Below are 25,840 nucleotides of genomic sequence, written 5' to 3'. Positions count from 1 at the left end.
AGTGCATGACTATGGAAATTGCTGAACTGGACGCTTTCAAGGCGATTGTTGACTATGGCAGCGTCACGCAAGCCGCGATCAGATTAAACCGCGCTCAATCCAGTATTTCCTTCCGAATCAAGACACTCGAATCACGACTCGATACCAAGTTGTTCGAACGCTCCGGTCGCGGCATCACGATGACGGCTCAAGGCAAGGAACTCTATGCCTACGCCTCAAAAATCCTCGATCTGGTTGCTCTCGCTCAAGCCAGCCTGAATCAGGTAAAAACCGAAACACGCGTTCGCCTGGGAGTCATCGAAAATCTCACCATCACTCGCCAGAATCTGCTGCAAAGCATCGTTGCCAATCCCGACGGCCTGGCGGTGGATGTCAGCATTGGCAACACACAGTCACTGCTCAAGGATCTTGAGGCCGGCAAACTCGACGCAGTAATTGTCGGCGCCGGCTTTGCGCCTGCGCATTATCGCCGGGTGACACTGTTCAACGATCCGCTGGCCCTGATCTACAGTGCGACACAGCCTGCTGTCCAGGACTTGAAAGCGTTCAGTGGTCAAGTATTCCTCGTCAACAGCCGGCGTAGCGCTTCGCAACGCAATCTCGATGAACTGTTTATGATGGGCAACATCACCCCTGAAAAGATCATCGAGTGCGGTTCTTATCCGCTGCTGTTTTCAAATGTGATCAACGGCGTGGGTGTCGCCATGGTGCCATTGTCACTGGTCGATTCGTGCTGCCGCAGTGAACAGGTGCAGACTTACTTCCTGAGTGGTCCATATGCCTCGCTGACCACTGAATTCGTGTATTTCGATCACCCCGGCAAGCCGGCCCCCAGGGCATTGGCGCAATGGGTGCTGGACTACGAAAAGTCGGCCCGCTTACCGCTGAAGGCAACAGCGATATAACAGGCCGGGCACTCGTCAGCAGTTACACGATTGACGCACCACTTCATCTTCGAAAAGGTTGGACAGTTGCAGCCCCTCCTCTTGGCTGCTCGCCTGAATCACGTCACCGTGCTGCAACTCGAAGGCATCCTTGTCAGTACTTATTGAAGCGCCGAGCAAAACGTAGTGGACCGTACCTGGCTCGCAGAGCTCTTCATGCTGGAACAACAAGGCTTCGAGTTCGCTTTTGGTGAACATCAATTGATCGAGCCCCAATAGCGACTGTTTGCTCCATACAGTTTCTCCACGCCGGACAATCGAACTCCTCACCACCGAATGGTGCGGTGGCTCAGCGATTACCAGTTCGTGGCACAACGCGGTATTGCGCAACTTGGAAAGACCGGCCAGCCCGGGTTGAGCGTGGCGCAGCACCGGGTCAGAGAAATCCACTGCCAAGGTATAGCCGATATAGCGTGGGTTTCGGCAGTCGTCGATAAGGTATACACAGGCGTACTCGATCTCGACTCCCGCCCCACTGGCATGGCACGGTGATTTAATCGCCCGAGAAGCAGCAACCAGCCCTTTGCCGTTGCCTTTGTAGTACCAGTCCGGGGAGGACCGCTCAGGCATGGGCAGACCATTGACCGAGCGGTGCGTGTAACCGAAACCGCTCACCATGCATACGGCATCTTGAGCAGGTCGCAGCGGCACGTTAAAGGCCATCGATGAAAGCGCCTCAAGCGGCACCGCAGCAAGGGACAAGCCGCTCCTGAAGCGCTCCCAGGATTGCTTGCTACGCATGAACCGCACGGCCAACGCCTGAGAGGTCTCGACACCTGCGACCTGCCAGACCGAAGTCGATGCCCCCTTGCCCTGTACAAGGCCCACCCACCGAACGCCCTGACGATCGACCGAATCGATGATTCTGTCCATCACGCGACCTCCGTACGTAGAGCAACCGGTGCCCGTCGCTTGATGGAACAGAGGACCACCCCAAACACAATCAGCACCAGACTGACCAAGTGATAGGCATGCATTTGTACGTCCAGGAACAGAATACTAAACAGCCCCCCGGACAGTGGCACCAGATGGGTGAAGATCTCGCCACGAGTGGCACCGATTTCACCGATGCCTTTGCTCCAGAACAAGTACGACAACCAGGACGGGAAGATCACCAGATACGCCAGACCGAGCCAGGGGGCTGTGCCCTGCCCCAGGTTGAAGGTTAAGTCAGGATGCAAGACCCAAACCCCCAGGCTGAACGGAATCAGGCATAGCGCGCCCACCACCGCGCAATACGTCACAAAGGCGTTGCCAGCTATGGTTTTGGGCTTTGTCCGCAGAAAGGAACAATAGACAGCCCAACTAGCGGCCGAGGCCATGGTCCAGAAATCGCCTTTGTTGAAGCCCTCCAGAAAACTCAAATCGGAAAGGTGCCCCATGGTCACCAGCCAGAACACACCAACCGTACTGATGACCACGCCAAGCATATTCGACCTGGAGATGAAATCACCGAAAACGAAACGATTGAGGGCCAGTACCAGACACGGCGTAGCCGACAGGTAAATCGCTGCATTCAAAGAACTGGTGTATTGCAACCCTATATACAATGTCAGCGGAAATATAACCTGCCCACAGACCGCCAACATCACCAGGGTTAACCATGATTTGCGTGCAGCCGGCAAACTGGCGACCACAGACTTATAGTTAATCACCAGCAATAATGCACTGGTAATCAGCCATCGAAGTTGCGACAGCAGCACAGGATCAACATCCACCACCATCAATTTTCCGACGACATAATTACCGCCCCAGAACACGGCAGCGAGTGAAAGTAGTAAGTACGGCATTGGAACCCTCGTTAGATCTTCTTCATTAACATGAAAGAGGCGCCGTCGAACTCGACTTCCCCCAGCAGATGGAACGCGTCTTGATACACAGACAATTGCGCCTGCAACACATCTGTGATGGGCACCAACATAAGTGCCTCTGTCGCCAACACCCGGGCCAGCTCATTGACAAAGACTCGACAAGGCTCGGCGTCGACAGGCGAACTGTTTGCGACAATGAGTGAATAACCCAATCGACGGCGATAGTGAAAATCGCCGGCCGAGGCAAACGGCAACCTCGAAAAATCCAGGTCGGCGCGCAGTCTGAGCTGCTTGTGGCCGTGGTCCTGCGCCCACTGCAAGTGGTGGGCAAACTGCTGCCGGGTAGTGGAGATGACATCGAGACTGTGCCGGGCGAATGCTTGAAGCTGGGCGTTATCGGTCGGCGCAATCAGCAACACGGACTTCTTGCCCGGCGTGTCCAGATACTCCGCCAGGGAGGCTGGCAATAGCGATGTCTCACGCTTCGGGGTATCACGGTAGATCATCAACCAGTCCGAATTGATTGCGGCCCAATCGCTGACTTGCAGCGTCTGCTCGATCGACGGCTGATACGTCTCCATGAGGTGAGCCTTGAACGGCAGGTATTGCAGGACTTTCCCCTGATCGCCAACGATGGAATAGTCGCCGACCCAGGTATTGAGAAAGGAGCGGATGCCGACGATGCTAGCCTTGCCCAGATAATCCGCGTTCCAGCCGACGATCGCTTCACGCCCGACCCATGCGTAATCGCACAACCTCACGGGTGGCAGGCGCGTCATCGCAACGGTCCGCGAACCGATGGAGAGCCGGCCATAAGGATCATGGTCCTGACGAAGCAACTGACTGCCCGGCGACAGCCAGACACCGTCGCCAATATCCACATCGCCACCGGCGTTGACTGCGGCATTACGACCAAAACGCACATACTGGCCAATCTTGATCGAAGGCAACTCATCCGCCGAGTGATCGAGTTGATGATCCGCATGGGGATGGCTGAAATACGCACCGTTTTCAAAGTGAGTGGGCGAAATAAGGTGCTCCCCGACTTGCTCCTTGACAATCAATGGCGAGCCACTGGTATTGATCGAAAAGTGCTCCTTTGACAAGCCGAAGTCATCGGTGAGTACTTGCAAGCGCTCACTAAACGTAACACCAAACTTAATCTCGTCACGGTGACAACTTATCGTTTGAGAAGCCTTTCTGAGTTGACGCAGCGTGTTGACATAACGGGGAACCGGCTGATAAACATCGTCAAAACTCAACGCCCGCTCCAAGGCGCCCAACGTTTGGACCTCACTGTCCAGTTCAATAGGGTTAACACTAACCGACGCATCCATATACTGCTTTATCATGTAGGCTCTTTATTATCTTGATGAGTACTAACCGGGCATACACCGCAACAGTGAACACCGCACGCAACAAGATCGTATGTCGGATAAAAACGGATGAATAACGAGTTTTATATCTGGCACCCATCGATAAATACGAATAGGCAGTAGAAGGGCAGAGTTCAGTACTCTGCCCTATAGAGGCCTCAGGGCTGGCCTCGGCCCGCGAGGTAACACGACCAATCGACGATTATTGAAAGACCAGCGCGACCGGCACATCCACATCCCACAACACGCCCGGATCCTCCACCGCCACCTCAACCACTTTCACCGAGGCAAACAGCGGCTTGGCCCCGCGGTCGCCGGACAACGCCATCAACGCCGCCCCCAGCGAACGCCCAAACCCCACCGGATGCCCAAACTCGCCACCCTGCACGGGAACGCTGATGGTATCGACCGCTATCCCCTCAACAATCCGCTCGATACTCGACGGCAAGATAAACGGCATATCCCCCAACACCACCAGCCAGCCATCCAGCGCCGGGCACGCAGCGACCGCCGCCGCAATACTGTCGCCCATGCCCGCCGACGCCAATACCAGCACTTGGCAACCATAAGCCCGGGCCAGCCGTGCAACCTCTGGACGATCCGGCGTCGTCACCAACAACCGGGTGCCCACGCCCATCGGCAGATTGCGCAGTACCTGTTCGATCACCGGTCGCACACTGCCGTCGCGCCCTTCGCACATCGCCAGCAACTTGTCCTGATCGGCACCTGCCACTAGTCGATAACGACTACCCTGCCCCGCCGCAAGAATGATCGCGCCCAGCTTCAAACTCTGCTCGACGCTGCGCATCAGGCGTTGGTCTGCTGCCAGCCTTGCAACTGGTAGCGAACTGGCAAGCTGCGAATACGCTTGCCGGTGGCGGCGAAGATCGCATTGCACAACGCCGGAGCGATGGGCGGCACACCCGGCTCACCGACACCGCCCAGCGGCACGTTGCCCGCCGGCGTGACCAAATGCACCGCCACCTCTTTCGGCGCCAGGGACATGCGCGCCACTTCGTACATATGGAAGTTGTCCTGCTGGACCTTGCCGTCCTTGAAGCTGATTTCACCCAGCACCGCGTTACCCAGGCCCATCACGCAGGCGCCTTCGAACTGCGAGCGAATCCGCTCCGGGTTGATCTGCGGGCCGCAATCGACCGCGATGTCGGCCTTGTGCACGATCAGCGTACCGTCATCCTTGACTTCAACCTCGATGACCGCCGCCACATAGGTGACGAAGCTGTAATGCACTGCCAGGCCCAAACCACGACCCTTGGGCAGTTTTCGCCCCCAGCCGGCACCCTTGGCCGCCGCTTCCAGAACGCCACGCAGGCGCGCCGTATCGATCGGATAACGCTCAGGGGATTCGCCGTAGTTCCACTCTTCGCTCAGGGTTCGCGGATCGATCTGACGGTCCGGTCCCAACAGCTTGATCTGGTACTTCAGCGGGTCTTGTCCGGCCTTGTGTGCCAACTCGTCGACAAAGCTCTGAATCGCGAAACCGTGAGGAATGTTCGACACCGAGCGATACCAACCGACTCGGGTATGGGCGGCCGCGTCAGGGTTTTCCAGGCGCACATTGGGAATCGCATAGGCCATGTTGGTAAAGCCCATGCCCAGCTCGAAGGCCGCCTCGTGATTCATACCTGGCGCGAACAACGCGGTGATGCTGGGCGCCACCGTGCGGTGCAACCAGCCGGACGGAATGCCGTCCTTGTTCAGGCTGGCCTTGAGGTATTCCGCCGAGACGGTATGGAAGTACGAGCAGTGGATGTCGTCTTCACGGGTCCATTGCACGCGCACAGCCTTGCCGGGAAACTCCTTGGCCAGGATCGCTGCTTCCAGAATGAAGTCCGGCTTTGACTTGCGGCCGAAACCACCGCCCAACAAGGTGACATTGACCGTGACCTTGTCGAATGGAACGCCCAAACGCTCGGCAATACGCTCGCGGGTCACTTGCGGGGCCTGACTCGGCGCCCAGGCTTCGCAATGGCCATCCTTGAAGCGCGCAACGGCAACCATCGGCTCCATCGGCGACTGCGCCAGATGCGGCAAGTAGTAAGCCGCTTCCAGACTGCTGTCGGCGCTGTTCATGGCCTCTTCGATATTGCCGGTGCTGCGCACCACTTTGCCCGGCTTCAGGGCTGCGGCTTCCAGCTCCTTGCGATAGGCAATCGAGTCGTAACCGGCATTGGCACCGTCATCCCACTCGATCTTCAACGCCTCACGCCCCTTGATCGCCGCCCAGGTATTGCTGGCAACCACCGCCACCCCACCCAACGGCTGGAATTCCGAAGGCAATGGGCGGCTTTCAATCTGGATGACCTTGACTACTCCAGGGACTTTCAACGCCGCGCTGGCATCGAAAGACTTGACCTTGCCGCCATAGACCGCCGGCCGCGCCACGGTGGCGAAGAGCATACCGTCAAAGTGCACGTCGGCACCGTAGACCGCACGACCATTGACGATGTCCGCACCGTCAATCGCCCGGGTCGACTCTTTGCCGATGTAGCGAAACTCCGAAGGCTGCTTGAGCCGCAGGCTTTCACGAGCCGGCACGGCCTGCGCCCCCGCAGCAACGGCGAGCGCACCGTAGCCGAGTTCACGCCCGGAGGGCTGGTGGATAACTTTGTGTAACTGCGCGCGGCATTCGCCAATCGGGACTTTCCACTGATCAGCCGCCGCTTGTTCCAGCATGGTCCGCGCAGCAGCACCGCAACGGCGCATCGGCTCGTACCAATGGCGCATGCTGCGCGAACCGTCGGTGTCCTGGTTGCCGAAGCTCACCTCATCACCCGGCGCCTGCCGGACTTTGACCATTGCCCAATCGGCGTCCAGCTCATCGGCGACCACCATGCTCAAGCTGGTGCGCACACCCTGGCCCATTTCCGAACGGTTGCAGACCACCGTCACGCTGCCGTCGGCGGCAATGCTCACGTAGACCTTGGGATCATCGATCCAGCCGTTGGGCATACCGGCGGCACCGAATTTCTTCTCTTCGGCGAACGCGTCCTGCCAGCCCCAACTGGCGGCGAGCACCAGCGCACCGGTCGCACTCACACCTTTGAGAAAACCACGACGGCTGAGATTACTCAACGCGAAATCATTCGGTAGCTGGCTCATGCCTTGCGCTCCTGCAGATGAGTGGAGGCCTGGCGGATAGCGCTCTTGATGCGGTTGTACGTGCCGCAGCGACAGATATTGCCGACCATCGCCTGTTCGATCTGTTCATCGCTGGGATTGGGGTTGGTCTTGAGCAACGCCGTGGCCGACATGATCTGTCCGCCCTGGCAAAAGCCGCACTGGGCGACTGCCGTGTCGAGCCAGGCTTGCTGGACGACCTGGCCAACCGGATCGCTGTGCAAGTTGTCGATGGTGCTGACATCCTGCCCGATCACCGAACCGATAGGCGTGATGCAACTGCGCGCCGGGGCGCCGTCGATATGAATCGTGCAGGCGCCACACAGGCCCATGCCACAACCGAATTTGGTGCCGCTGTAACCGGCCACATCACGGATTGCCCAGAGCAGCGGCATGTCCTCGGTGACGTCGAGTTGATGATCTTGACCATTGAGCTTCAGGGTAATCATGGGCACGCCCGCATATAGGTAGAGTTATGGAGCAAATGATTGCATCGTTAGCAGGCTAAGTTAACTCAGCATTAACAAAAAAGCCCTGCAACCAAGGAAGGTGTGCAGGGCTCTGGATTCAGCGATCAAGCGTAGCTCAATACTGATTCGGCTCCATCTCCAGTTCGACATTGAAGCGCTCGGCGATGTCTCTCTGGATCCGCTGTGCCAGGTTAAGCAGCTCAAGCCCGGTAGCCGTGCCGTAGTTGACCAGCACCAGCGACTGCAAACGATGCACGCCGGCGTCGCCGTCACGAAAACCTTTCCAGCCCGCCTGCTCGATCAACCAGCCAGCCGCCAATTTCACCCGGCCATCCGCTTGTGGATAACCGACCAGGCCCGGATGCTCAAGGCGAATTTGTGCCGCCAGAGCTGCCGATACCAGCGGGTTCTTGAAAAAGCTGCCGGCATTACCGAGCACCGCCGGGTCAGGGAGCTTCTCATTGCGAATGCTGCAAATCGCCTGGCTGACATCGGTTGCGGTGGGATGATCGATGCCCTGCTCGGTCAGGCGCTGACGAACCGGGCCGTATTCCAGATGCAGATGCTCGACGCGGTTCAGGGCGAAACGTACCCGCAGGATCAGCCAGCGACCGACCTGCTGCTTGAACAGGCTGTCGCGGTAGGCAAAGTTGCACTCGGCCAGCGTGAAATCGCGCAGCTCGCCGGTCTGGCGGTCCAGCGCGGTCAGACCGGCGAACACATCCTTGATCTCGACCCCATAGGCCCCGATGTTCTGCATCGGCGCGGCACCGACGGTGCCGGGGATCAGGCTGAGGTTCTCAAGGCCCGACAGGCCTTGCGCCAGTGTCCATTGAACGAACGGGTGCCAGCTTTCGCCGGCCTCGGCTTCGATCACCACCTGACTGCCGTTGTCGCTCAACACCCGGATACCACGGGTGGCCATGCGCAACACCAGCGCGGCAATGTCTGCGGTCAGCAACAGGTTGCTGCCACCGCCAATCACCAGCAGCGGCATGGCGTGCGCGGCCGAATACGCCAGCGCCTCGCGCACATCGGCATCACTGTGGGCTTCGGCAAATAATTGCGCGCGCACGTCCACGCCAAAGGTGTTGTACGGCTTCAGCGAAACCTGCGATTGCAGGTGCAAAGTCATAAGCGTCCCTTCAATTCAATCACCAGCAAATCACTGGCACGCTCGATCAGGTCCAGCACCTGCTCGAAACCTTGATCGCCGTCGTAATAAGGATCCGGCACTTCATCCACGCTCGACTCATAGCGGCGCAGGAATAAATCCAGCTCTGCCCTGCCCTTGGCCGGTTGCAACGCCTTGAGGTTGCGCAGGTTGCTATGGTCCATGGCGAGGATCAGGTCATAGCTGGAAAAGTCGGCACGCGTGACCTGTTGGGCGCGTTGCGCGGACAGGTCATAACCACGGCGCAGCGCGGCAGCCTGGCTGCGCTTGTCCGGCGCCTTGCCGATATGCCAGTCACCGGTGCCCGCAGAAGCCACTTCGACCTGATCGGCCAGACCGGCTTCACGCAGTTTGTGTCGCAGCACCCCTTCAGCCGTGGGTGAACGGCAGATGTTGCCCAGGCAGACGAACAGAACCCGCATCAGGCCTCCAGCAGGCGACGAACGCGTTCGAGGTCTTCCGCCGTGTCGACACCCGGTGGCGGTGCAATCAGTGCATCGGCAACGTGAATCCGCACACCGTGCCACAGGGCACGCAGCTGCTCCAGAGACTCGGTGTTTTCCAGCCAGCACGGGCCCCAGCTGACAAAGTCATGCAGGAAACCGGCGCGATAGGCATAGATGCCAATGTGCCGACGGTAAGGAACGCCAGCCGGCAATTGCTCGCGGCTCTTGGCGAAGTCGTCCCGCGCCCACGGCAACGTGGCGCGGCTGAACGTCAGCGCCAGACCATTCAGATCGCTGACGACCTTGACCACGTTGGGGTTGAACAGGGTTTCAACGTCTTCGATCGGCTCGGCGAGGGTCGCCATGCGCGCTTCGGTATGGGCCGCCAGGTTGGCCGCAACCTGATCGATCACACTCGGCGGAATCAACGGTTCGTCGCCCTGCACGTTGACCACGATAGCGTCCGGCGCCAGGCCCAGTTGGGCAGCGACTTCAGCCAGGCGATCGGTGCCGGAGTTGTGGTCCTCGCGGGTCATCACCACTTCAGCGCCAAACGCCTTGCAGGCCTCGACAATGCGCGCATCGTCCGTGGCAACCACCACCCGCTGCGCGCTGCTTTTGCTCGCCTGTTCCCAAACGTGCTGGATCATCGGCTTGCCGGCAATCATTTGCAGAGGCTTGCCCGGCAGACGGGTGGAAGCAAAACGCGACGGAATCACAACGGTGAAGGCAGTGCTCATTTATCCAGACGCTCTTCTGCCGTCAGGGTGCGCGCTTCGCTTTCGAGCATCACCGGAATGCCATCACGAATCGGATAGGCCAGACCGGCGCCTTTGCTGATCAGCTCGGTTTTATCGGCGCTGAGCTTGAGCGGACCTTTGCAGATCGGGCAAGCGAGGATGTCGAGCAATTTGGTGTCCATGAGCATTCCCTGGAAAAAAGCGTTTTAAGGCAAAAGCCGCGCGGGCAACAGCCGCATCAACTGCGTATCGAACCAGGCCACGAAGGCCGGTGATGGCGCAGCATCGACCGCCAGATACCACCAGTCGGCGGCCGCGAAGGTTCGGCATTTCACCGCATCCTTCTCGGTCATCACCAACGGCAGTGACGGCGTGAAATTCAAAGCCGCCGCGCTGTATTCGGCGTGGTCGGCAAAAGCATGTGGAACAGGCTGCCAGTGTAGCGTTTCAAGGGTGTTGAAGAAACGTTGCGGATTACCGATTCCGGCCACCGCGTGCAAGGCCTGGCCAGCGGGGAAATGCTCAAGCGAGCGCCGTTCGCCCGTCAGCAGGTTGACCAGCGCGGTCGGTTGCAGCTGGAACGCAAAGCCGTCGTCGCGATCGGCCGTGGCACCGTTGTAGAGCAGCGCATCGACGCTTTGCAGGCGTTCGACCGGCTCACGCAGAGGGCCCGCCGGCAGGCAGCGTTTATTGCCCAGTCCGCGTGCGGCATCGATCAACACCAGCTCAAGATCGCGTGCCAGACGGTAATGCTGCATGCCATCGTCAGACAGGATCAGATCCAGCGGCTCGGCGGCCAGCAGTGCCTGCACGGCGCGACTGCGATCGGGGTCAATCATCAATGGCACACCGGTGCGCTGGACGATCAACAGCGGTTCGTCACCTGCGATGGCCGCGCTCTGCCCGCCTTCGACCCGCCAGGGCAATTGCGGCGGTTTGGCGCCATAACCGCGACTGACCACGCCCACCCGCAGGCCACTGCGCTGGCAGTGGTCGATCATCCACAGGATCAACGGCGTCTTGCCGGTACCGCCCACCGTAATGTTGCCGACCACGATCAGCGGCACGGGCGGCTGGTAGATCTCGCCTTGGCCGGCCAGAAACCGTTCACGCTTGGCCGTGACCACGCGCCGGTACAGCCACTCCAGTGGCTGCAACAGTTTCAGCGCCGGATGACCGGCATACCAGGCGGCGAGCAAACGATCGGACATGGCCATCAGGGTGCCGGCGCCGCCTCAACGGTGGTCATGCGCAAGTGGGTGAAACCCAGCTTGCCCGCGGCATCCATCGCCGTGACGACGGCCTGATGCTGGGTTTTGCCATCGGCGCTGATCGACAGCGGCGAGTTGGTGTCGCCATTCGACGCCGTCTTCAAGGCGTCGATCAGGCTGGCCAGATCGTTCTTCGGCAACAATTGGTTGTTGACCGAAAACACGCCGTCGGCGCTGATGGCGATGTCCAGTTGCTTGGCCTGCTGGTCTTCGGCAGGTGACCCGCTGACAGCTTCCGGCAGGTCGACGCGCAGCTGGGTTTCCCGGGTAAAGGTGGTGGTCACGACGAAGAACAGCAGCAGGACAAACACCACGTCGATCAGCGACACGAGGTTGATGTCCACGTTCTCCCGTTGCTTACGGCGGAATTTCACGCTTTGCCCTCAGCCAGATCGACGTCACGGTCGCCCTGCACCACTTCAACCAGCTTGATGGCTTCCTGCTCCATGCCCACGACGAGTTCATCGATGCGCCGTTGCAGGAACCGGTGGAAGAACACCGACGGGATACCGACGATCAGGCCCGAAGCCGTGGTGATCAAGGCTTTGGAAATACCGCCGGCCAGCACCGCAGCGTTAGTGGTCATGCCGGTGCTCATGAACGAACTGAAGATATCGATCATGCCCAGCACCGTGCCGAGCAGGCCGAGCAACGGCGCCATGGCAGCGATGGTGCCCAGCGCGTTGATGTAGCGTTCCAGCTCGTGGATCACCCGGGCAGCGGCCTCTTCGATGCACTCTTTCATGATCTCGCGACCATGCTTGGAGTTGGCCAGGCCCGCCGCAAGGATCTCACCCAACGGCGAGTTGGCGCGCAGTTCCTTGAGTTTTTCCTTATTGAGTTGCTTGTCCTTGATCCAGACCCAGACCTGCCCGAGCAAATGCTCCGGGGTCACACGGCTGGCGCGCAAGGTCCAGAGACGCTCGGCAACGATCGCCATTGCCGCGATGGAACTCAGAATGATCGGCAGCATCATCCAGCCGCCGGATTTGACCAATTCCCACACAGTGACAGTCCCCTCGAAAAAGTGCGCCACTTTAACATACAGACTCGACAGAGAGACCCGACACGCCACAGACCGTGTGTCGCATGGCGCGCCGCGCTGATGACCGGTGGTTATTGGCTGACAAACGGCGGTGCACGCCAGAAACGTGGCTGCTGGCGCAGTGACTCGGGCGCCTCGAACGCCCCCAGACGCAAACGCAAGGCGCCCTGCTCGGCGCTGTCATAAACCTGCATGCCCAACCGGCGATAACGCGCCATCACTTGCGGATGCGGATGACCGAACGAATTGTCGTGCCCACGAGAAATCAACACAGCCTTGGGTGCCAACGCCGTGAGAAAGGCCATCGACGATGAGCTGCGACTGCCGTGATGCGGCGCTTGTAGCCAGTCGGTCGCGACCGCCAGCGGACTTTCCAGCAACGCCTGCTCGGCCCGGGCGTCGATGTCGCCAGTCAACAACAGACGCTCGCCGTTGGCTTCGATCTGCAGGACGCAGGATTTCTGGTTGCTTTCGCTCGCTCCGGACCATTGCCAGAGCGTAAAACCCACACCGTCCCACTCCCAGCGTTGCCCGCTCTCGCAGGCCTGCGCGTACAACTCGGCCGGCAGGGCTTCGGGATCACCGCTGAGCACCTGCGCCACCGGCAATCCGCTTGCGACCGAGCGCGCGCCACCGGCGTGATCGGCATCGGCATGACTGATCAGCATCACCTCCAGCTTGCGCACACCGAGCTTGCGCAACGACGGCAACACCACCCGCTCGCCCAAATCGAAATCACCGAAACGCGGACCGGCGTCATAGAGCAACGTGTGATGACGCGTGCGAACCACTATGGCCAAGCCCTGGCCGACGTCCAGTTGCCAGATTTCAGCCATGCCGTCAGGTACGGTTCTGAGTGGCGGGAACACCATCAACAGCAGCATCGGCCAGCCCAACAACCGCATGGGCAGGCCTTTGGGCAACAACAGTAGAAAAGCGCCAAACGCACTTATCCCCCAGACCCAAAGGGGAATTACCGGGGCAACCCATGCCGGTATCCGCCCGGCCACCAACGCCAGACCGTTGAACAGCACGTCAAGCAAACCGCCGGCCAGCCACAACAGCCCTTCGCCGACATAAGGCAGCGGCAGCAACAATGTCCCCAGCAAGGCCGGGGGCAGCACCACCAGACTGATCCAGGGCACCGCCAGCAGATTGGTCAGCGGACCACTGAGGCTGATGGGCAAACCGAGTATCAGCAGCAACGGGCACAAGCCAATCGCGATCAGCCATTGCGCACGCGTCCAGGTTTGCCACCAGCGCCAGGCGCCCAAGCGGCCGCTGAAGGTGAAGATCAGCACCGCCACCGCTGCAAATGACAACCAGAATCCCGGCTGCAAACTGGCCAACGGCTCAAGCAACAACACCGTATTCAACGCCAGCAGCAAAGGCCACCAGGCACCCAGATGACGAAACCGCAGGCGCCATAACAGCACCAGACCGATCATCACGCAGGCTCGGCGCACCGGCACCTCGAAACCGGCGAGCAACCCATAGCCGAGCGCCGCCGCGAAGGCCATGCCGCAGGCCCACGGCAACCAGGGCAACCTCTGCGGCCACAATCCATAACGCGCCAACCCGGCAATCAGTAGATAAACCATTCCGGCCAGCAAACCGATGTGCTGCCCGGAAATCACCAGCAAATGCACAGTGCCGGTGTCTTGCAACACGCGCCAGTCTTCGCTGCTCAATCCAGAGCCGTCGCCCAGCACCAGCGCCGCCAACGCCCCCTCGCGCCCTTGCGCATCGACCGCCAGCAAACGCTGGCGAACAGCATCACGCCAGGCCCCTTGTGCAGGCCGGAGCAACTGCCCGTCCTTGACGCTTCCCGTGGCGCCGATGCGTTGTGCCAACAGCCAGGCGTCGTAATCAAAGCCCTGCGGATTGAGGAGGCCTGTGGGGCGCTTCAATTTCACCGCCAGTCGCCAGCGCTCACCGCTGTTGACCGTCGGACCGTCGTACCAGGCCAACCGCATCAAACCCGGCAAGCGTGTGCGCCGCGACTCGCTATCGGCCAACTCGAAACGCACCACGCCTTGCGCGTTCTGCGGCAAGCCGACGACTCGTCCTTCGACCCAGCGGGTTTGCCCGTCGAGGTCCGGCGCCAAACGATCTGCCAAAGCCCAGTGCGCACTGGCACAGGCCCAGCTGAAACCGAACAGAAAAAACGCCAGTGGGTACGTGCGAAATGGCAACAGCATCAATGCCAGTACGGGCAGCAACAGCAGTAACCAGACCGGTGGCAACACCGGTAAAAAACGCAAGGCCAACAGACCCAACGCGAGCGCCAACATCCCTGTGCGCATTAGCCTGTCCTTGAGAGTCCCCTCTCTTGGATTAGCCGAGTTACCAAAGTCCGCGTTTATTAATTGTCACAAAGTCTGAACGGGCGCTCTGTAGAATCCGGGCATACTTGCCGCTTGAACCGACCGAGAAGCCTTATGCCCCGGCGCTTATTCAAACGTTACATGCCAGACCCGACCAGCATCCGGGAACACAAATCCTTACGCTTTCTCGGCACGCTGCTGCACGACCCGAACCTCTGGCACCTCAATCGGCATTCGGTTGCGCGCGCCATGGCCATCGGCGTGTTCGCCGCGTTTCTACCGATTCCGTTGCAAATGCTGGTGGCGGCAATGCTTGCCATTTGGGTGCGTGGCAATATTCCGATCGCGGTGAGCCTGGTCTGGCTGACCAACCCGATCACCATGCCCGTGGTGTTTTACTGCACCTATCAGACCGGCGCCTGGCTGATGGATGTCCCCGCCCGCAGCCTGCCGGATGAGCTGACCTGGGAATGGATCAGCGGTGAGCTGTCGACTCTTTGGCAACCGTTTCTGCTGGGCTCGGTGGTGACTGGCCTGGTGCTCGGCGCGTTGGCCTACTGCCTGACCATGACCTACTGGCGCTGGTGGGTCGGTCGGCAATGGACGCGGCGCAGGCGAAGCCGGATGTAGCAGCTGTCGAGCCCGTGACGCTCCGCGTCCCTAGAGGCATTCCTTTGCGGCGCATGAGAACGATCAAACAGCCAATTACAGGACCGCACCCGTCGTAGCAGCTGCCGAGCCCGCGAGGCTGCGTTCGAGGACGCAGTCCTCGCCAATCCGGCGTACGCGGTTTTCCTGAACGAACGTGTTGCCTGATTTTACGACCGCTTCGTCCGGATGCGGCCCAGACCGAACGCAGCCTCGCGGGCTCGGCAGCTGCTACGACGGGTGTTTAAGCTTGCCTACACAGCGCCCATCAGAGGCTACAACGCCTTGCGTCACGGCCTACACCTGCGCCAGAATCCGCCGGCTTGTGCGCTTTGGTCCTCGCTTCTATTGTTCTCCTGTCGCTGCCCATCAGCGATCGGGTTTAGCAGCTCGGAGGTTTCACGTAGGTGCACTGCACTTCAGAAATTCAGGTATTCCATCCCTGAACTCTATGGTGGCTGTGCGCAGGGCACCCTCGGGTGCGCCGGTTTTTCGTGATTCCTCCCGGTCTGCTAACCTGCGTACAGCCGCCACCCTTTCGTTTAGCAGCGAATCGGTGGTAGCTCCAAAGAGGAAATTACGACAATGTTCAAACCAACTCCAAATCCACCCGAAACCGATCCGGTTTCTCCCTACGCCTCCCTCAACTCAAAAGAACTCCACGCCGCCGCGCACCGTGCGCTCGACCATTACCTGGTGCTGCCGGAAACCAAGACATTGTTAGCCGACCGACGTCCCGGCTGCATTTTTGTCATCGCCCCCGACGTCGACAGCGAAACCCTGCTGGCCCACGCCTGCGAGACCCTCGCCTCGGTCAATGTCATGGCCAGCGATCTGGCGTTTGAGCTCGAAGGCCCCAAACGCAATACCGCGCTGGCGATTCAACAGATGATTTCGCTGGCCGAGTTGGCGGTGAATCGGGCGCTGGATCACCTCGATCCACCGGACTCACCGCAGTAGCACGCCAACACGCTGATCGTTCCCGCGTGGGAACGATCATCAATAAAAAAGGCCTCCACTTGGGATAATTCCTGTCAGTTAAGGCACAAACCTGTGGGAGCGAGCCGGCTCCGGGCGGCGTTCCGACGATAGCGGTGGGTCAGTCAACATTGATGTTGAATGTTATGCCGTCATCGCGAGCAGGCTCGCTCCCACATGGATTGCGCTTAACTGACTGGCATTGTCCACTCGGGAGGCCGTTTTTTTGTGTAGTACGCATTTATTGCAGTGCTGGCAATCACGCCTTCGCGAGCAAGCTCGCTCCCACAAGGATCGAGTTTGCCGCAGGTTAGGTGCGCATCCCGCGTCCGCTGACCAGCAACCGCGCGCAACCGATGTACAGCACGACGGTTGCTACCAGCATGAAGGTAATGGCGATGCTGATCTTGATGTCCGAAACGCCGAGGATGCCGTAACGGAAAGCGTTGACCATGTGCAGCACCGGGTTGGCCAGCGACACGGTCTGCCAGAACGGTGGCAGCAGGCTGATCGAATAGAACACCCCGCCCAGGTAGGTCAATGGCGTCAGCACGAACGTCGGGATAATCGAAATGTCATCGAAGTTGCGCGCAAACACCGCGTTGATGAACCCCAGCAGCGAAAAGATCGTTGCCGTCAGCAGCACCACCAGCAGGGTAATCCCCAAATGGTGAACTTGCAGGTGAGTGAAGAACAGCGAAAGCAGCGTCACGATCACGCCCACCGCCAGGCCACGCAGCACCCCGCCCACGGTGTAGCCGATCAGAATGGTGTGCGGCGAAACCGGTGAAACCATCAGTTCTTCGATGGAGCGCTGGAATTTGCTGCCGAAAAAGCTCGAGACCACGTTGCCGTAGGCGTTGGTGATCACCGACATCATGATCAAGCCCGGCACGATGTATTCCATATAGGTGAAGCCACCCATATCACCGATTTGCCGGCCAATCAGATTACCGAAGATCACAAAGTACAGAACCATGGTGATGGCCGGCGGCAGCAGGGTCTGCGGCCAGATCCGGGTAAAACGCCGGACCTCACGGTAAACAATGGTATTGAGTGCAATGAGGTTGGGTTTCAGTTCGGAACTCATACGGCCACCTTCGCCAGATTTTTCTCCACCAGAGACACGAACAACTCCTCAAGGCGATTGGTTTTGTTGCGCAGGCTCAGCACTTCGATGTGCTGCGCGGCCAACTGACCGAACAACGCGGTGATGCCGACGGCCTTGTCGACCTGGACTTCCAGGGTGTGGCTATCGACCAGACGAGTCGGATAGCCAATCAACTGCGGCGCCACCGTCATGTCGTTCTTCAGGTCCAGCAGGAACGTCTCGACATGCAGCTGGCTGAGCAGGTTACGCATGCTGGTGTTTTCGACGATGGTGCCGTGGTCGATGATGCCGATGTTGCGGCACAACTGCTCAGCCTCTTCCAGGTAATGCGTGGTGAGGATGATGGTGATGCCTTTCTGGTTCAGCTCGGTGAGGAAGGTCCACATCGAGCGACGCAGTTCGATGTCCACGCCGGCAGTCGGTTCGTCGAGGATCAGCAGGCGCGGTTCATGCACCAGCGCACGCGCAATCATCAGTCGACGCTTCATGCCGCCCGACAGTGAGCGTGACGGCACATCGCGCTTGTCCCACAGGCCGAGCTGAGTCAGGTATTGCTCAGCGCGTTCCTTGGCGATTTTGGGCGGGATACCGTAGTAACCGGCCTGGGTCACGACAATATCGAAGGTCTTTTCGAACTGGTTAAAGTTGAATTCCTGCGGCACCACGCCGATGCAGCGCTTGAGCCCCGCCGGGTCGCGGTCCAGGTCGTGGCCAAAGATATTCACCGTTCCGCTGGTCTTGTTCACCAGGGTCGAGAGAATGCCGATGGTCGTGGATTTGCCGGCGCCRTTGGGGCCGAGCAAGGCAAAAAAGTCACCTTCGGCGACATCCAGATCGATACCACTCAAGGCCTGGAAACCGTTGCCGTAGGTTTTGGTTAGCTGCCGGATGGACAGAGCAGAACTCATATCGGATTTACGCACCAAGAAGGGAAGTCAGGAATAAACAAGAGCGGGCGGCGACCCATGCAACCGCGGCGCATAAACGCAATGGTGCTTGGCGACGCCGCACAAGTACAGTCAAGTGTGTTGATAGTCAGTATTAAGTCAACGCGGTCATGACGGCTTTTTGATAAGCCGGACGTTGCTTCAGGCGCGCATACCAGGCTTGCAGATGAGGCATTGGCGCTCGCTCGATGGGCATCTCGAACCAGGCATAGATAAAGCTGCCCAACGGAATATCGCCCGCGCCGATCTCGTCACCGGACAAATACGGCTTTTGCGCCAATGCCTGATCAACCATCGACAGCAATTGCTCGCAGGTTTTCTGCGCCGCGTTGATCGCAACCCAATCCTGCTGATCGGCCGGGGTACGCAATACGCCCCAGAACACCTGGCGGAAAGGTTCGGCAAACGACGAAGTGGTCCAGTCCATCCACTTTTCCGCACTCGCCCGGGCCTGCACGTCGGCCGGGAACCAGTTCGAACCCGCTGCGTGACGGGCAGCCAGGTAACGCACGATGGCGTTGGATTCCCACAGCACAAAACCGTCGTCTTCAATCACCGGAATGCGGCCATTAGGGTTCATCGCGCGATATTCCGGTGTGTCGACCACACCAAAAGCCCCGCCCGCATCCTGCGTTTCGTAGTTCAGCCCGAGTTCTTCGGCGCACCACAGTGCCTTTCTGACATTCGACGAATTTTTCCGACCCCAGATCTTCAGCATGACCGCTCCTCGATGGATGAATGCCGGGGCAGTCTACGCCCCGGATCAGCCGCGACTCAAATCGCTCTGCATGTCGCCCAACAGGGCTGGCGACTGCTCACCGAACAAATGCGGGTAGAGTTTTTCCAGGTACTCGAAGAAGAACGCTTCGGGCACATCGGCGAACTGGCCATGGTCGACCAGATACTCCATCGATTGCAGCCCCTGGCGATTGAACGGGTGGAAGATGCTGTCATTGATCCCGTCGAATTCCAGCGCCGGTACATCGAACAGCTCACAGAGCTTCTGGTTGAACGCCGGTGTGGCCTTGACCCAGCGCCCCTGCAAATACAACTCGGTGTAACCGTGCATGGCGAACACGTCACTCTTGAGCAACTCGATCAAGCGCGGGGTCGACAGGTGATTGCGCACATCCGCAAGACCGATCCGCGCGGCGATCCCGCAGTGCCGCGCGCAACCGGCCAGCAAAGTGGCTTTGGGCACGCAGTAGCTCTCGCCGGTGGCCAGTGCATAACTGCCGCGCAAGGTCGCGGGATCACGGCTGAAGGTGTAGGGGTTGTAGCGCACCGCTTCACGCACGGCGTAATACAGGTTCACCGCCTGCTCGACCGGCTCACGGCTGTTGCCGCGGTGCCGTTCAGCGAACTCCACCACCGCTGGGTGGTCACTATCGATGAAGCGGCCGGGGCTCAGGTACTCGTGCATGAGAACAATCTCCTGGAGAAGCCCTGAGTCTATCGGCAGACCTGGCACAGAGATAATGACGTTTCGGCCAAACATCAGCGCTTGTCGCACGCTCAGCGGAGCTTTTTTACAGCGTCCGTCAGCACTATCACTCACGAAATTCACCGCTGTTTCCCACGATTTCAAACACATCGCTCTGACCACCCCGTTTTGCAGATGCCGTCTAAGCTCTGAAGGTGGTTTTGACCCTGGCTTCACGGAGGATTGAATATGCTGCTGTTGTGGATACTGGTTCTGGTGGTCGGGATTGCCTGGCTGGCTCACCGCCGCATCGCGCCCCTGCCCGCCCTGGGTATCGTGGCGATCTATCTGCTGGCGATGGGAGCCTTCAGCCATGCGCCAGGCTGGCTGCTGCTGATTTTCTGGATCGCGCTGGCCGTCGTCGCGGCGCCACTGCTGCTGCCCGACCTGCGACGCAAATACTTCAGTGCCCCGCTGTTCAACTGGTTCCAGAAAACCCTGCCGCCGATGTCGCAAACCGAACGCGATGCCATCGATGCCGGCACCGTCTGGTGGGATGGCGAGCTGTTCAGCGGGCGTCCGGACTGGAACAAGCTGCTGTCCTATCCCAAAGCGCAGTTGAGCGAAGAAGAACAGGCGTTCATCGATGGCCCCACCGAAGAGCTCTGCGCCATGGTCAGCGACTGGCAGATCGGCCAGGCGATGGACCTGCCGGCCGAGGCCTGGGCGCACATCAAGCAGAATGGTTTTTTTGCCCTGATCATCCCCAAGGAGTTCGGCGGCAAGGGATTTTCCGCCTACGCCCACTCGCAAGTGGCGATGAAACTGGCCACCCGCAGCGGCGACCTGGCATCGACGGTGATGGTGCCCAACTCCCTCGGCCCGGCCGAACTGTTGCTGCATTACGGCACCGATGAACAACGCAACCATTACCTGCCCCGCTTGGCACGCGGCGACGACATCCCGTGCTTCGCGCTGACCGGCCCACTCGCTGGCTCCGATGCGGGCGCCATGCCCGACACCGGGGTGATCTGCAAAGGGGAATGGGAAGGCCAGGAAACCCTGGGGCTTCGGCTGAACTGGGAAAAACGCTACATCACCCTGGGCCCGGTTGCCACTCTGCTCGGCCTGGCATTCAAGGCCTATGACCCGGATCATCTGCTGGGTGACGAGGAAGACCTTGGCATCAGCCTCGCGTTGATCCCGACCGACACTGCCGGTGTGGACATCGGTCGACGCCACCTGCCCCTCGGCGCCGCGTTCATGAACGGCCCGAACTCCGGCAAGGACGTGTTCGTACCGTTGGACTTCCTCATCGGCGGCCAGGAGATGCTCGGCAAAGGCTGGATGATGCTGATGAATTGCCTGTCGGTCGGGCGTTCCATTTCGCTGCCGGCAGTCGGTACCGGGGCGGCCAAGTTCACCAGCCTGGTGACCGGTCAATACGCGCAGGTTCGCGAGCAATTCAACGTGCCGCTGTCGGCCTTCGAAGGGATTCAGGAAGCGCTGGCACGTATCGGCGGCAACGCCTGGATGATGGACGCCGCGCGGATGCTCACCGCCAACGCGGTGGATCTCGGCGAGAAACCTTCGGTGCTCTCGGCGATTCTCAAGTATCACCTCACCGAACGCGGTCGCGAGTGCATCAGTCACGCCATGGATGTGCACGGTGGCAAGGCGATCATCATGGGGCCCAATAATTACCTCGGGCGCAGCTGGCAAGGCGCACCGATCTTCATCACGGTGGAAGGCGCGAACATCCTTTCGCGCAACCTGATGATCTTTGGTCAAGGCGCGATCCGCTGCCATCCGTTCGTGCTCAAGGAAATGGCCCTCGCCAGCCGTGAAGACAAGGACCAGGCACTGAAGGAGTTCGACAGCCTGCTGCTCAAGCACATCGGTTTCGCCGTGAGCAACGCCGCCAGCACCCTGGTACTGAACCTCGGCTTCGGGCATTTCGAACAAGTACCTGGAGACAAACTCAGCCAGGGCTACTTCCGCGCCCTCAACCGTCAGGCCGCGGCATTCGCTCTGCTCGCAGACCTGAGCATGATGTTGCTGGGCGGTGAACTGAAACGTCGCGAACGTTTGTCGGCCCGACTCGGCGATGTACTGAGTAACCTGTACCTGGCTTCCGCCGCCCTCAAGCGTTACCACGACCTCGACTCACCGGAGCACATGGCGCCGCTGTTTACCTGGGCCATGGAAGAGAGTCTCGGCCAGTCGGAACGGGCGCTGGATGAACTGCTGAGCAACTTCCCGAGCAAGGTGCTGGGTTGCCTGATGCGAGTGATCGTGTTCCCGTTCGGTCGCCGTCACAAAGGGCCGTCGGACAAACTCGGTGCCGAAGTGGCAGCGGTCATTGGCCGGGCCAAGGGCGATCCGACGCTCGAAGAGTTGCTGGGGGGCTGTTACCGGCCGCAATCGGTCGATGACCCGGTTGGCGCCCTGCAACATGCCTGCAACTTACTGAGCGCCGCACAACCGCTGCAGAAAAAAATGCACTTTGCGCTCAAGAGCGGGCAGTTCAAACCGGGTGCCGGGGAGCACGTCATCGACGCTGCCCTGGAGGCCGGCGTGCTGCAAGCCGCAGAAGCACATACCCTGCATGAGGCCGAGGCGGCACGGCGCAAAGTGATCGACGTCGATGACTTTTCCAAGGAGCAACTTGAACTGGCGCAGGGCAAGACCCGCTAACGCGGTGGCTCGTCCGGCGGGTCAATGATGAAAAGCGGGCGCTGGAGCTATATACTCCGGCGCCCGTTTTGCTTTTGATCTAGAGGACTCCCGTTATGCTCGACCAAATTCTCGTCCAGCTCGACCTCCTGCGCAGTATCCTGGTCGCTGTCGGTGAAGCCGAGCAGGTTCCAGACGAAAGTCATGCCTTGTTCCTGGAGCGCTTCGACGAACTGCGTGCGTCGCTGCCAATCGATCCGATCGAAAGCCAATACCTGGGGCAGGACATTATTTGTCAGGTCATCACCCGTTATCCGCAAATTGCCCACCTGGTCCCCCGCGACCTGTTGTGGTATTTCGCCGGCGACTGCCTGCATTACATGCCTGATGATGAAATCGCTCTGTATCAGGCACTGGAAGAACGTCGTTACGAAGCTGAACAGAACGACGAACCGTTCGACTGGAATCAGGAAAAACAACTGCTGACCCTGTCGAACCAGGACAGCAAGCACTGATCCCGGATCAAAAATGCAAAAGGCCCGCATGGTTAAACATCCGGGCCTTTTTTTGTGGCATTGATTATTCAATGTGGGAGCGAGCCTGCTCGCGATGACGGTAGACCAGACACTGGTGCGGTGGCTGTCAGGCCGCCTTCGCGAGCAGGCTCGCTCCCACATTGGTTCTTCGTCGTTCACAAATCCCCTGCTCGCGAAAGTGCCCTCAGAGCACCCCGTCACTCTCCGGCAACTCATACGCCGCCGCGACCTTGCCCGGACCACTCGACTTTCCCGGTTTGCCCAGCGTCGGCTCCTTCTCCAGGCACTCCACCAGATAATCGATAAGCACTCGAAGCTTGGGTGGTAAATAGCGCGTCGGCGAATGCAGTAGCCAGGCGCCGCCATGATAGGACGCCAGAAAAGTCCAATCCGGCAGGACCTGCACAATCAACCCTTGTTCAAGCGCATAACGCGCCGTGAAGTACGGCAAGCTGCCAATCCCGATATGCTGCAGAACCGCCCCCAACCGCACGCCCGTGTGATTGGCGGCGTACCGGCCACGGACACCGACGGTCACTGCCTTGGTACCCTTCTTGAACTTCCAGCGTGCATCGCTTGGCGTTTCGCCCAGATAGATACAGCTGTGATTGAGCAAGTCATGGGGATGGCTCGGCGTTCCGTGTTCAGCCAGGTATTGCGGGGTCGCGCAGAGTAAATGATCGATGGTCAATAACTGCCGGCCGACCAGGCCGGCTGGTGGGCGATCAGTAATGCGAATCGCCAGGTCGACATGATCGTCGATCAAATCGACCTCACGGTCCTCAAGCAGCAGTTCTACATCGACTTTGGGATAACGACGCAGAAACTCCGGCATATGCGGATGGATCACGAATCGCCCCACCGCCTTCGGTACGCTGACCCGCACCAGCCCTTCAGCTTCATGGGTGAACTGACCACTGATCTCCATCACTGACCGAGCGGCGCTGACCATTTCCTGACAGCGCTTGAACACCTCTTCGCCACCATCGCTCAAACGCAACTTGCGCGTGGTCCGCTGCAACAACCGCGTGGCCAGCGCCTTCTCCAGGCGCGAGATGCTGCGACTCACCGCCGAAGGCGACGAGCCCAGCTGTCGAGCAGCTTCCGAGAAGCTACCCGTCTCGACAACCTTGACGAAAATCGCCATTTCACCCAGCAACGGCAGCGGTAGATTTATGCTCACAGCGCAACAGTCCTTTGATGTTTGAACGGATTATCACGCAATTCCAGCCTTCATATAATAAAAATAGAAACTTTAATAAGGGCATGGAATATGACGCTTCGCCTCTTTTTCCATAGTGATGACCTCAAAGCCAATGTGGAAGTCCTGGATTGCACGCCCTCCGAGAACGAGTTCGCCGTGGTGCTGCGCGCCACCTTGTTCCACCCTCAGGGCGGTGGCCAGCCTTGTGATACCGGCTGGATCGGCGAAAGCCAGGTACTGCGGGTAGTCCAGGAGCAGGATCGGGTGGTGCACTACGTCGATCAACCGGTAAAACCGGGAATGACCTCGATCAAGGTCGACGAAGAGCGCCGCCAGCTCAACAGCCGCTTGCATTCAGCCGGCCACTTGATCGGTCATTTCGCCGAAACCCGGGGCTGGACGCCGATCAAGGCGCACCACTGGCCGGGCGAAGGCCGGGTTACATTCCAGCCAGGGGAAACGTCGCAGGAGCTCGACGCCGAGGTTATGCAAAATGCCCTCGCACAGTGGATTGCCAACGACCTGCCACGCCTGACTTCGCTGCGTGAAGGCGCGCGGGAAATCGGTTTCGGCGAGTTGCCCGCCTATGGCTGCGGCGGCACTCATGTACGGCGCCTACAGGAATTAGGCAAGGTCACAATCGCGTCCCTCTCGCAGAAGAAGGGCACGCTTTCAGTTCGCTACGACGTGGACTGAACCTTTCGGCGATGTCGCTCCGGCACCGGAACCGCGCCATCGCGTGAAGCCTGGGGAGCCTGCGTTCGCGGGCTCGACGACAATCTGATAGATGGATCTAAGACATGATGCTTGACGTCGAGCGTCTCGATGAGACGTGCATACAAAAGCTGGCCAACGAAGAAGTACTCGCCATTCGGCTGAAGAGCTTTATCGCCGAGCCCCTCGCCATCCAGATTGGCGACAAGATTCTCGCCCCCGGCTTCGAGGGCTACATCAACGCCCCCAGCATCGGCCGCATCGGCATGGCGTTCTATGAAGCAGAAAACCAGCCCCTGCTGATCGAAGACTATTTCGAGCGAGCCACCTCCAACATCGCCGAACTGCGGGCTCGTTGCGCGCCCTACTCCTCACCTGTCGACACCTTGCGCTGCATGCTCGACGAGTCATGGCCGGCCGGTGCTCACCTGGAAAATCTCTATGGCCGCAAGATGTACGTCGGCCTGTCCCGCGTGGTCAAACCCGGGGTGTGCTTTCTCGCCCATCACGACATTTTCGCCAAGGACGCCCCCGACAGCTTTCAGGCCAAGAGCCTGGAGGCGCAATTTGCCTGCAACGTTTACCTGAATATGCCAACCGAAGGTGGCGCGCTACAGATGTGGGACCACGACATCTCGCCGGACCAGTTCGACGAAATGCGCGGCGACAGTTATGGCATCGACCCTGCCCTGCTCGGCCCTCCCGCACTGGAAATTCGCCCCGAGCCTGGCGACTTCATCATGTTCAATTCGCGGTGTATGCACTCGGTGACCCCGGGTGTGGCCGATCCGCGATTGAGTCTGTCGTTTTTTGTCGGTTATCGCGGCAATGCCTCACCCCTTACTTTCTGGAGTTGAA

The 25,840-nt window shown here is 59.5% G+C and carries 26 protein-coding genes; 7 read left to right on the top strand and 19 right to left on the bottom strand.

The features are described 5' to 3' along the window. Window positions 1-5 precede the first annotated feature (5 nt). Window positions 6-905 (top strand): LysR family transcriptional regulator, encoded by a 900-nt coding sequence (locus AC1DHT_RS08545; protein WP_427545296.1) that lies wholly within the window; start codon window positions 6-8, stop codon window positions 903-905. Window positions 906-920: 15 nt separating this feature from the next. On the opposite strand, the gene AC1DHT_RS08540 is transcribed toward AC1DHT_RS08545, so the two are convergent. The 14 genes from AC1DHT_RS08540 to AC1DHT_RS08475 form a co-directional block, all read right to left on the bottom strand. Further along, window positions 921-1,817, bottom strand: coding sequence for a hypothetical protein (locus AC1DHT_RS08540; protein WP_427545295.1), 897 nt, complete (start codon window positions 1,815-1,817; stop codon window positions 921-923). Beyond that, complete coding sequence (locus AC1DHT_RS08535) at window positions 1,817-2,734, bottom strand: DMT family transporter (protein ID WP_427545293.1); 918 nt, start codon at window positions 2,732-2,734, stop codon at window positions 1,817-1,819. Before AC1DHT_RS08535 ends, AC1DHT_RS08540 begins: the two co-directional genes overlap by 1 nt. An 11-nt stretch (window positions 2,735-2,745) precedes the next feature. Next, the gene (locus AC1DHT_RS08530; RefSeq protein ID WP_427545291.1) at window positions 2,746-4,107 is read right to left on the bottom strand and encodes an acyltransferase; all 1,362 of its coding nucleotides are present in this window, start codon (window positions 4,105-4,107) and stop codon (window positions 2,746-2,748) included. Between the two features lie 226 nt (window positions 4,108-4,333). After that, on the bottom strand, window positions 4,334-4,939 hold the full coding sequence (locus AC1DHT_RS08525) for a nucleotidyltransferase family protein (RefSeq protein ID WP_427545289.1): 606 nt from the start codon (window positions 4,937-4,939) through the stop codon (window positions 4,334-4,336). Continuing rightward, entirely contained in the window at window positions 4,939-7,254 is a 2,316-nt protein-coding gene (locus tag AC1DHT_RS08520) for a xanthine dehydrogenase family protein molybdopterin-binding subunit (RefSeq protein ID WP_427545287.1), read from the bottom strand. The genes AC1DHT_RS08525 and AC1DHT_RS08520 overlap by 1 nt, the downstream gene beginning before the upstream one ends. Beyond that, window positions 7,251-7,721 (bottom strand): (2Fe-2S)-binding protein, encoded by a 471-nt coding sequence (locus AC1DHT_RS08515; protein WP_427532587.1) that lies wholly within the window; start codon window positions 7,719-7,721, stop codon window positions 7,251-7,253. The genes AC1DHT_RS08520 and AC1DHT_RS08515 overlap by 4 nt, the downstream gene beginning before the upstream one ends. A gap of 136 nt (window positions 7,722-7,857) precedes the next feature. Further along, the gene (murB, locus tag AC1DHT_RS08510; RefSeq protein WP_427545285.1) at window positions 7,858-8,877 is read right to left on the bottom strand and encodes a UDP-N-acetylmuramate dehydrogenase; all 1,020 of its coding nucleotides are present in this window, start codon (window positions 8,875-8,877) and stop codon (window positions 7,858-7,860) included. Further along, a complete protein-coding gene (locus tag AC1DHT_RS08505; protein WP_054593358.1) occupies window positions 8,874-9,338 on the bottom strand; it encodes a low molecular weight protein-tyrosine-phosphatase in 465 nt (154 codons plus the stop codon). The genes murB and AC1DHT_RS08505 overlap by 4 nt, the downstream gene beginning before the upstream one ends. Then, window positions 9,338-10,102, bottom strand: a complete 765-nt coding sequence (gene kdsB, locus AC1DHT_RS08500) for a 3-deoxy-manno-octulosonate cytidylyltransferase (protein ID WP_103317684.1) — start codon at window positions 10,100-10,102, stop codon at window positions 9,338-9,340. The genes AC1DHT_RS08505 and kdsB overlap by 1 nt, the downstream gene beginning before the upstream one ends. Beyond that, the gene (locus tag AC1DHT_RS08495) at window positions 10,099-10,284 is read right to left on the bottom strand and encodes a Trm112 family protein (protein WP_019689343.1); all 186 of its coding nucleotides are present in this window, start codon (window positions 10,282-10,284) and stop codon (window positions 10,099-10,101) included. Before AC1DHT_RS08495 ends, kdsB begins: the two co-directional genes overlap by 4 nt. Window positions 10,285-10,308: 24 nt before the next feature. Further along, window positions 10,309-11,319, bottom strand: a complete 1,011-nt coding sequence (gene lpxK, locus AC1DHT_RS08490; RefSeq protein WP_427545282.1) for a tetraacyldisaccharide 4'-kinase — start codon at window positions 11,317-11,319, stop codon at window positions 10,309-10,311. Next, the gene (locus AC1DHT_RS08485; protein ID WP_054593361.1) at window positions 11,319-11,747 is read right to left on the bottom strand and encodes an ExbD/TolR family protein; all 429 of its coding nucleotides are present in this window, start codon (window positions 11,745-11,747) and stop codon (window positions 11,319-11,321) included. The genes lpxK and AC1DHT_RS08485 overlap by 1 nt, the downstream gene beginning before the upstream one ends. Further along, a complete protein-coding gene (locus AC1DHT_RS08480) occupies window positions 11,744-12,379 on the bottom strand; it encodes a MotA/TolQ/ExbB proton channel family protein (protein ID WP_019689340.1) in 636 nt (211 codons plus the stop codon). Before AC1DHT_RS08480 ends, AC1DHT_RS08485 begins: the two co-directional genes overlap by 4 nt. A gap of 110 nt (window positions 12,380-12,489) precedes the next feature. Next, complete coding sequence (locus AC1DHT_RS08475) at window positions 12,490-14,724, bottom strand: DNA internalization-related competence protein ComEC/Rec2 (protein ID WP_427545281.1); 2,235 nt, start codon at window positions 14,722-14,724, stop codon at window positions 12,490-12,492. Window positions 14,725-14,859: 135 nt separating this feature from the next. Here AC1DHT_RS08475 and AC1DHT_RS08470 point away from each other — a divergent pair, with 135 nt between their 5' ends. Both AC1DHT_RS08470 and AC1DHT_RS08465 read left to right on the top strand, forming a co-directional pair. Continuing rightward, a complete protein-coding gene (locus AC1DHT_RS08470; protein ID WP_427545279.1) occupies window positions 14,860-15,375 on the top strand; it encodes a DUF2062 domain-containing protein in 516 nt (171 codons plus the stop codon). 603 nt (window positions 15,376-15,978) lie between these two features. Next, a complete protein-coding gene (locus AC1DHT_RS08465; RefSeq protein ID WP_427545277.1) occupies window positions 15,979-16,353 on the top strand; it encodes a DUF6124 family protein in 375 nt (124 codons plus the stop codon). Between the two features lie 328 nt (window positions 16,354-16,681). Here the strand turns inward: AC1DHT_RS08465 and AC1DHT_RS08460 are convergent, their stop codons facing one another. The 4 genes from AC1DHT_RS08460 to AC1DHT_RS08445 form a co-directional block, all read right to left on the bottom strand. Further along, a complete protein-coding gene (locus tag AC1DHT_RS08460; protein ID WP_427545275.1) occupies window positions 16,682-17,461 on the bottom strand; it encodes an ABC transporter permease in 780 nt (259 codons plus the stop codon). Continuing rightward, the gene (locus tag AC1DHT_RS08455; protein ID WP_216743206.1) at window positions 17,458-18,390 is read right to left on the bottom strand and encodes an ABC transporter ATP-binding protein; all 933 of its coding nucleotides are present in this window, start codon (window positions 18,388-18,390) and stop codon (window positions 17,458-17,460) included. Before AC1DHT_RS08455 ends, AC1DHT_RS08460 begins: the two co-directional genes overlap by 4 nt. Window positions 18,391-18,523: 133 nt before the next feature. Next, on the bottom strand, window positions 18,524-19,147 hold the full coding sequence (locus tag AC1DHT_RS08450) for a glutathione S-transferase family protein (RefSeq protein WP_427545273.1): 624 nt from the start codon (window positions 19,145-19,147) through the stop codon (window positions 18,524-18,526). Between the two features lie 45 nt (window positions 19,148-19,192). Beyond that, window positions 19,193-19,852 carry a transglutaminase-like domain-containing protein gene (locus AC1DHT_RS08445; protein ID WP_427545271.1) on the bottom strand — a complete coding sequence of 220 codons (660 nt, stop codon included), beginning with the start codon at window positions 19,850-19,852 and terminating at the stop codon, window positions 19,193-19,195. Between the two features lie 249 nt (window positions 19,853-20,101). Here AC1DHT_RS08445 and AC1DHT_RS08440 point away from each other — a divergent pair, with 249 nt between their 5' ends. Together AC1DHT_RS08440 and AC1DHT_RS08435 are read left to right on the top strand one after the other, a co-directional pair. Next, the gene (locus AC1DHT_RS08440; protein ID WP_427545269.1) at window positions 20,102-22,549 is read left to right on the top strand and encodes an acyl-CoA dehydrogenase; all 2,448 of its coding nucleotides are present in this window, start codon (window positions 20,102-20,104) and stop codon (window positions 22,547-22,549) included. A 95-nt stretch (window positions 22,550-22,644) separates the two neighbouring features. Then, on the top strand, window positions 22,645-23,043 hold the full coding sequence (locus AC1DHT_RS08435; protein WP_427545267.1) for a PA2817 family protein: 399 nt from the start codon (window positions 22,645-22,647) through the stop codon (window positions 23,041-23,043). Between the two features lie 205 nt (window positions 23,044-23,248). Here the strand turns inward: AC1DHT_RS08435 and AC1DHT_RS08430 are convergent, their stop codons facing one another. Then, entirely contained in the window at window positions 23,249-24,247 is a 999-nt protein-coding gene (locus tag AC1DHT_RS08430; protein ID WP_427545265.1) for a LysR family transcriptional regulator, read from the bottom strand. 90 nt (window positions 24,248-24,337) lie between these two features. Here AC1DHT_RS08430 and AC1DHT_RS08425 point away from each other — a divergent pair, with 90 nt between their 5' ends. Together AC1DHT_RS08425 and AC1DHT_RS08420 are read left to right on the top strand one after the other, a co-directional pair. After that, the gene (locus tag AC1DHT_RS08425) at window positions 24,338-24,964 is read left to right on the top strand and encodes an alanyl-tRNA editing protein (protein WP_427532561.1); all 627 of its coding nucleotides are present in this window, start codon (window positions 24,338-24,340) and stop codon (window positions 24,962-24,964) included. Window positions 24,965-25,068: 104 nt separating this feature from the next. Next, window positions 25,069-25,839 carry a 2OG-Fe(II) oxygenase gene (locus AC1DHT_RS08420; protein WP_427545263.1) on the top strand — a complete coding sequence of 257 codons (771 nt, stop codon included), beginning with the start codon at window positions 25,069-25,071 and terminating at the stop codon, window positions 25,837-25,839. The last annotated feature ends 1 nt before the right edge of the window (window position 25,840 follow it).

This window comes from Pseudomonas sp. 05N432 (genome assembly GCF_056396945.1).
This window is presented reverse-complemented; position numbering and strand designations above follow the sequence as displayed.

Bases quoted from the DNA above. Each gene is read 5' to 3' on its own strand.
- AC1DHT_RS08545 (WP_427545296.1), top strand. From the start codon at position 6: ATGACTATGGAAATTGCTGAACTGGACGCTTTCAAGGCGATTGTTGAC.
- AC1DHT_RS08540 (WP_427545295.1), bottom strand. From the start codon at position 1,817: ATGGACAGAATCATCGATTCGGTCGATCGTCAGGGCGTTCGGTGGGTG.
- AC1DHT_RS08535 (WP_427545293.1), bottom strand. From the start codon at position 2,734: ATGCCGTACTTACTACTTTCACTCGCTGCCGTGTTCTGGGGCGGTAAT.
- AC1DHT_RS08530 (WP_427545291.1), bottom strand. From the start codon at position 4,107: ATGATAAAGCAGTATATGGATGCGTCGGTTAGTGTTAACCCTATTGAA.
- AC1DHT_RS08525 (WP_427545289.1), bottom strand. From the start codon at position 4,939: ATGCGCAGCGTCGAGCAGAGTTTGAAGCTGGGCGCGATCATTCTTGCG.
- AC1DHT_RS08520 (WP_427545287.1), bottom strand. From the start codon at position 7,254: ATGAGCCAGCTACCGAATGATTTCGCGTTGAGTAATCTCAGCCGTCGT.
- AC1DHT_RS08515 (WP_427532587.1), bottom strand. From the start codon at position 7,721: ATGATTACCCTGAAGCTCAATGGTCAAGATCATCAACTCGACGTCACC.
- murB (WP_427545285.1), bottom strand. From the start codon at position 8,877: ATGACTTTGCACCTGCAATCGCAGGTTTCGCTGAAGCCGTACAACACC.
- AC1DHT_RS08505 (WP_054593358.1), bottom strand. From the start codon at position 9,338: ATGCGGGTTCTGTTCGTCTGCCTGGGCAACATCTGCCGTTCACCCACG.
- kdsB (WP_103317684.1), bottom strand. From the start codon at position 10,102: ATGAGCACTGCCTTCACCGTTGTGATTCCGTCGCGTTTTGCTTCCACC.
- AC1DHT_RS08495 (WP_019689343.1), bottom strand. From the start codon at position 10,284: ATGGACACCAAATTGCTCGACATCCTCGCTTGCCCGATCTGCAAAGGT.
- lpxK (WP_427545282.1), bottom strand. From the start codon at position 11,319: ATGGCCATGTCCGATCGTTTGCTCGCCGCCTGGTATGCCGGTCATCCG.
- AC1DHT_RS08475 (WP_427545281.1), bottom strand. From the start codon at position 14,724: ATGCGCACAGGGATGTTGGCGCTCGCGTTGGGTCTGTTGGCCTTGCGT.
- AC1DHT_RS08470 (WP_427545279.1), top strand. From the start codon at position 14,860: ATGCCCCGGCGCTTATTCAAACGTTACATGCCAGACCCGACCAGCATC.
- AC1DHT_RS08465 (WP_427545277.1), top strand. From the start codon at position 15,979: ATGTTCAAACCAACTCCAAATCCACCCGAAACCGATCCGGTTTCTCCC.
- AC1DHT_RS08460 (WP_427545275.1), bottom strand. From the start codon at position 17,461: ATGAGTTCCGAACTGAAACCCAACCTCATTGCACTCAATACCATTGTT.
- AC1DHT_RS08450 (WP_427545273.1), bottom strand. From the start codon at position 19,147: ATGCTGAAGATCTGGGGTCGGAAAAATTCGTCGAATGTCAGAAAGGCA.
- AC1DHT_RS08445 (WP_427545271.1), bottom strand. From the start codon at position 19,852: ATGCACGAGTACCTGAGCCCCGGCCGCTTCATCGATAGTGACCACCCA.
- AC1DHT_RS08440 (WP_427545269.1), top strand. From the start codon at position 20,102: ATGCTGCTGTTGTGGATACTGGTTCTGGTGGTCGGGATTGCCTGGCTG.
- AC1DHT_RS08435 (WP_427545267.1), top strand. From the start codon at position 22,645: ATGCTCGACCAAATTCTCGTCCAGCTCGACCTCCTGCGCAGTATCCTG.
- AC1DHT_RS08425 (WP_427532561.1), top strand. From the start codon at position 24,338: ATGACGCTTCGCCTCTTTTTCCATAGTGATGACCTCAAAGCCAATGTG.
- AC1DHT_RS08420 (WP_427545263.1), top strand. From the start codon at position 25,069: ATGATGCTTGACGTCGAGCGTCTCGATGAGACGTGCATACAAAAGCTG.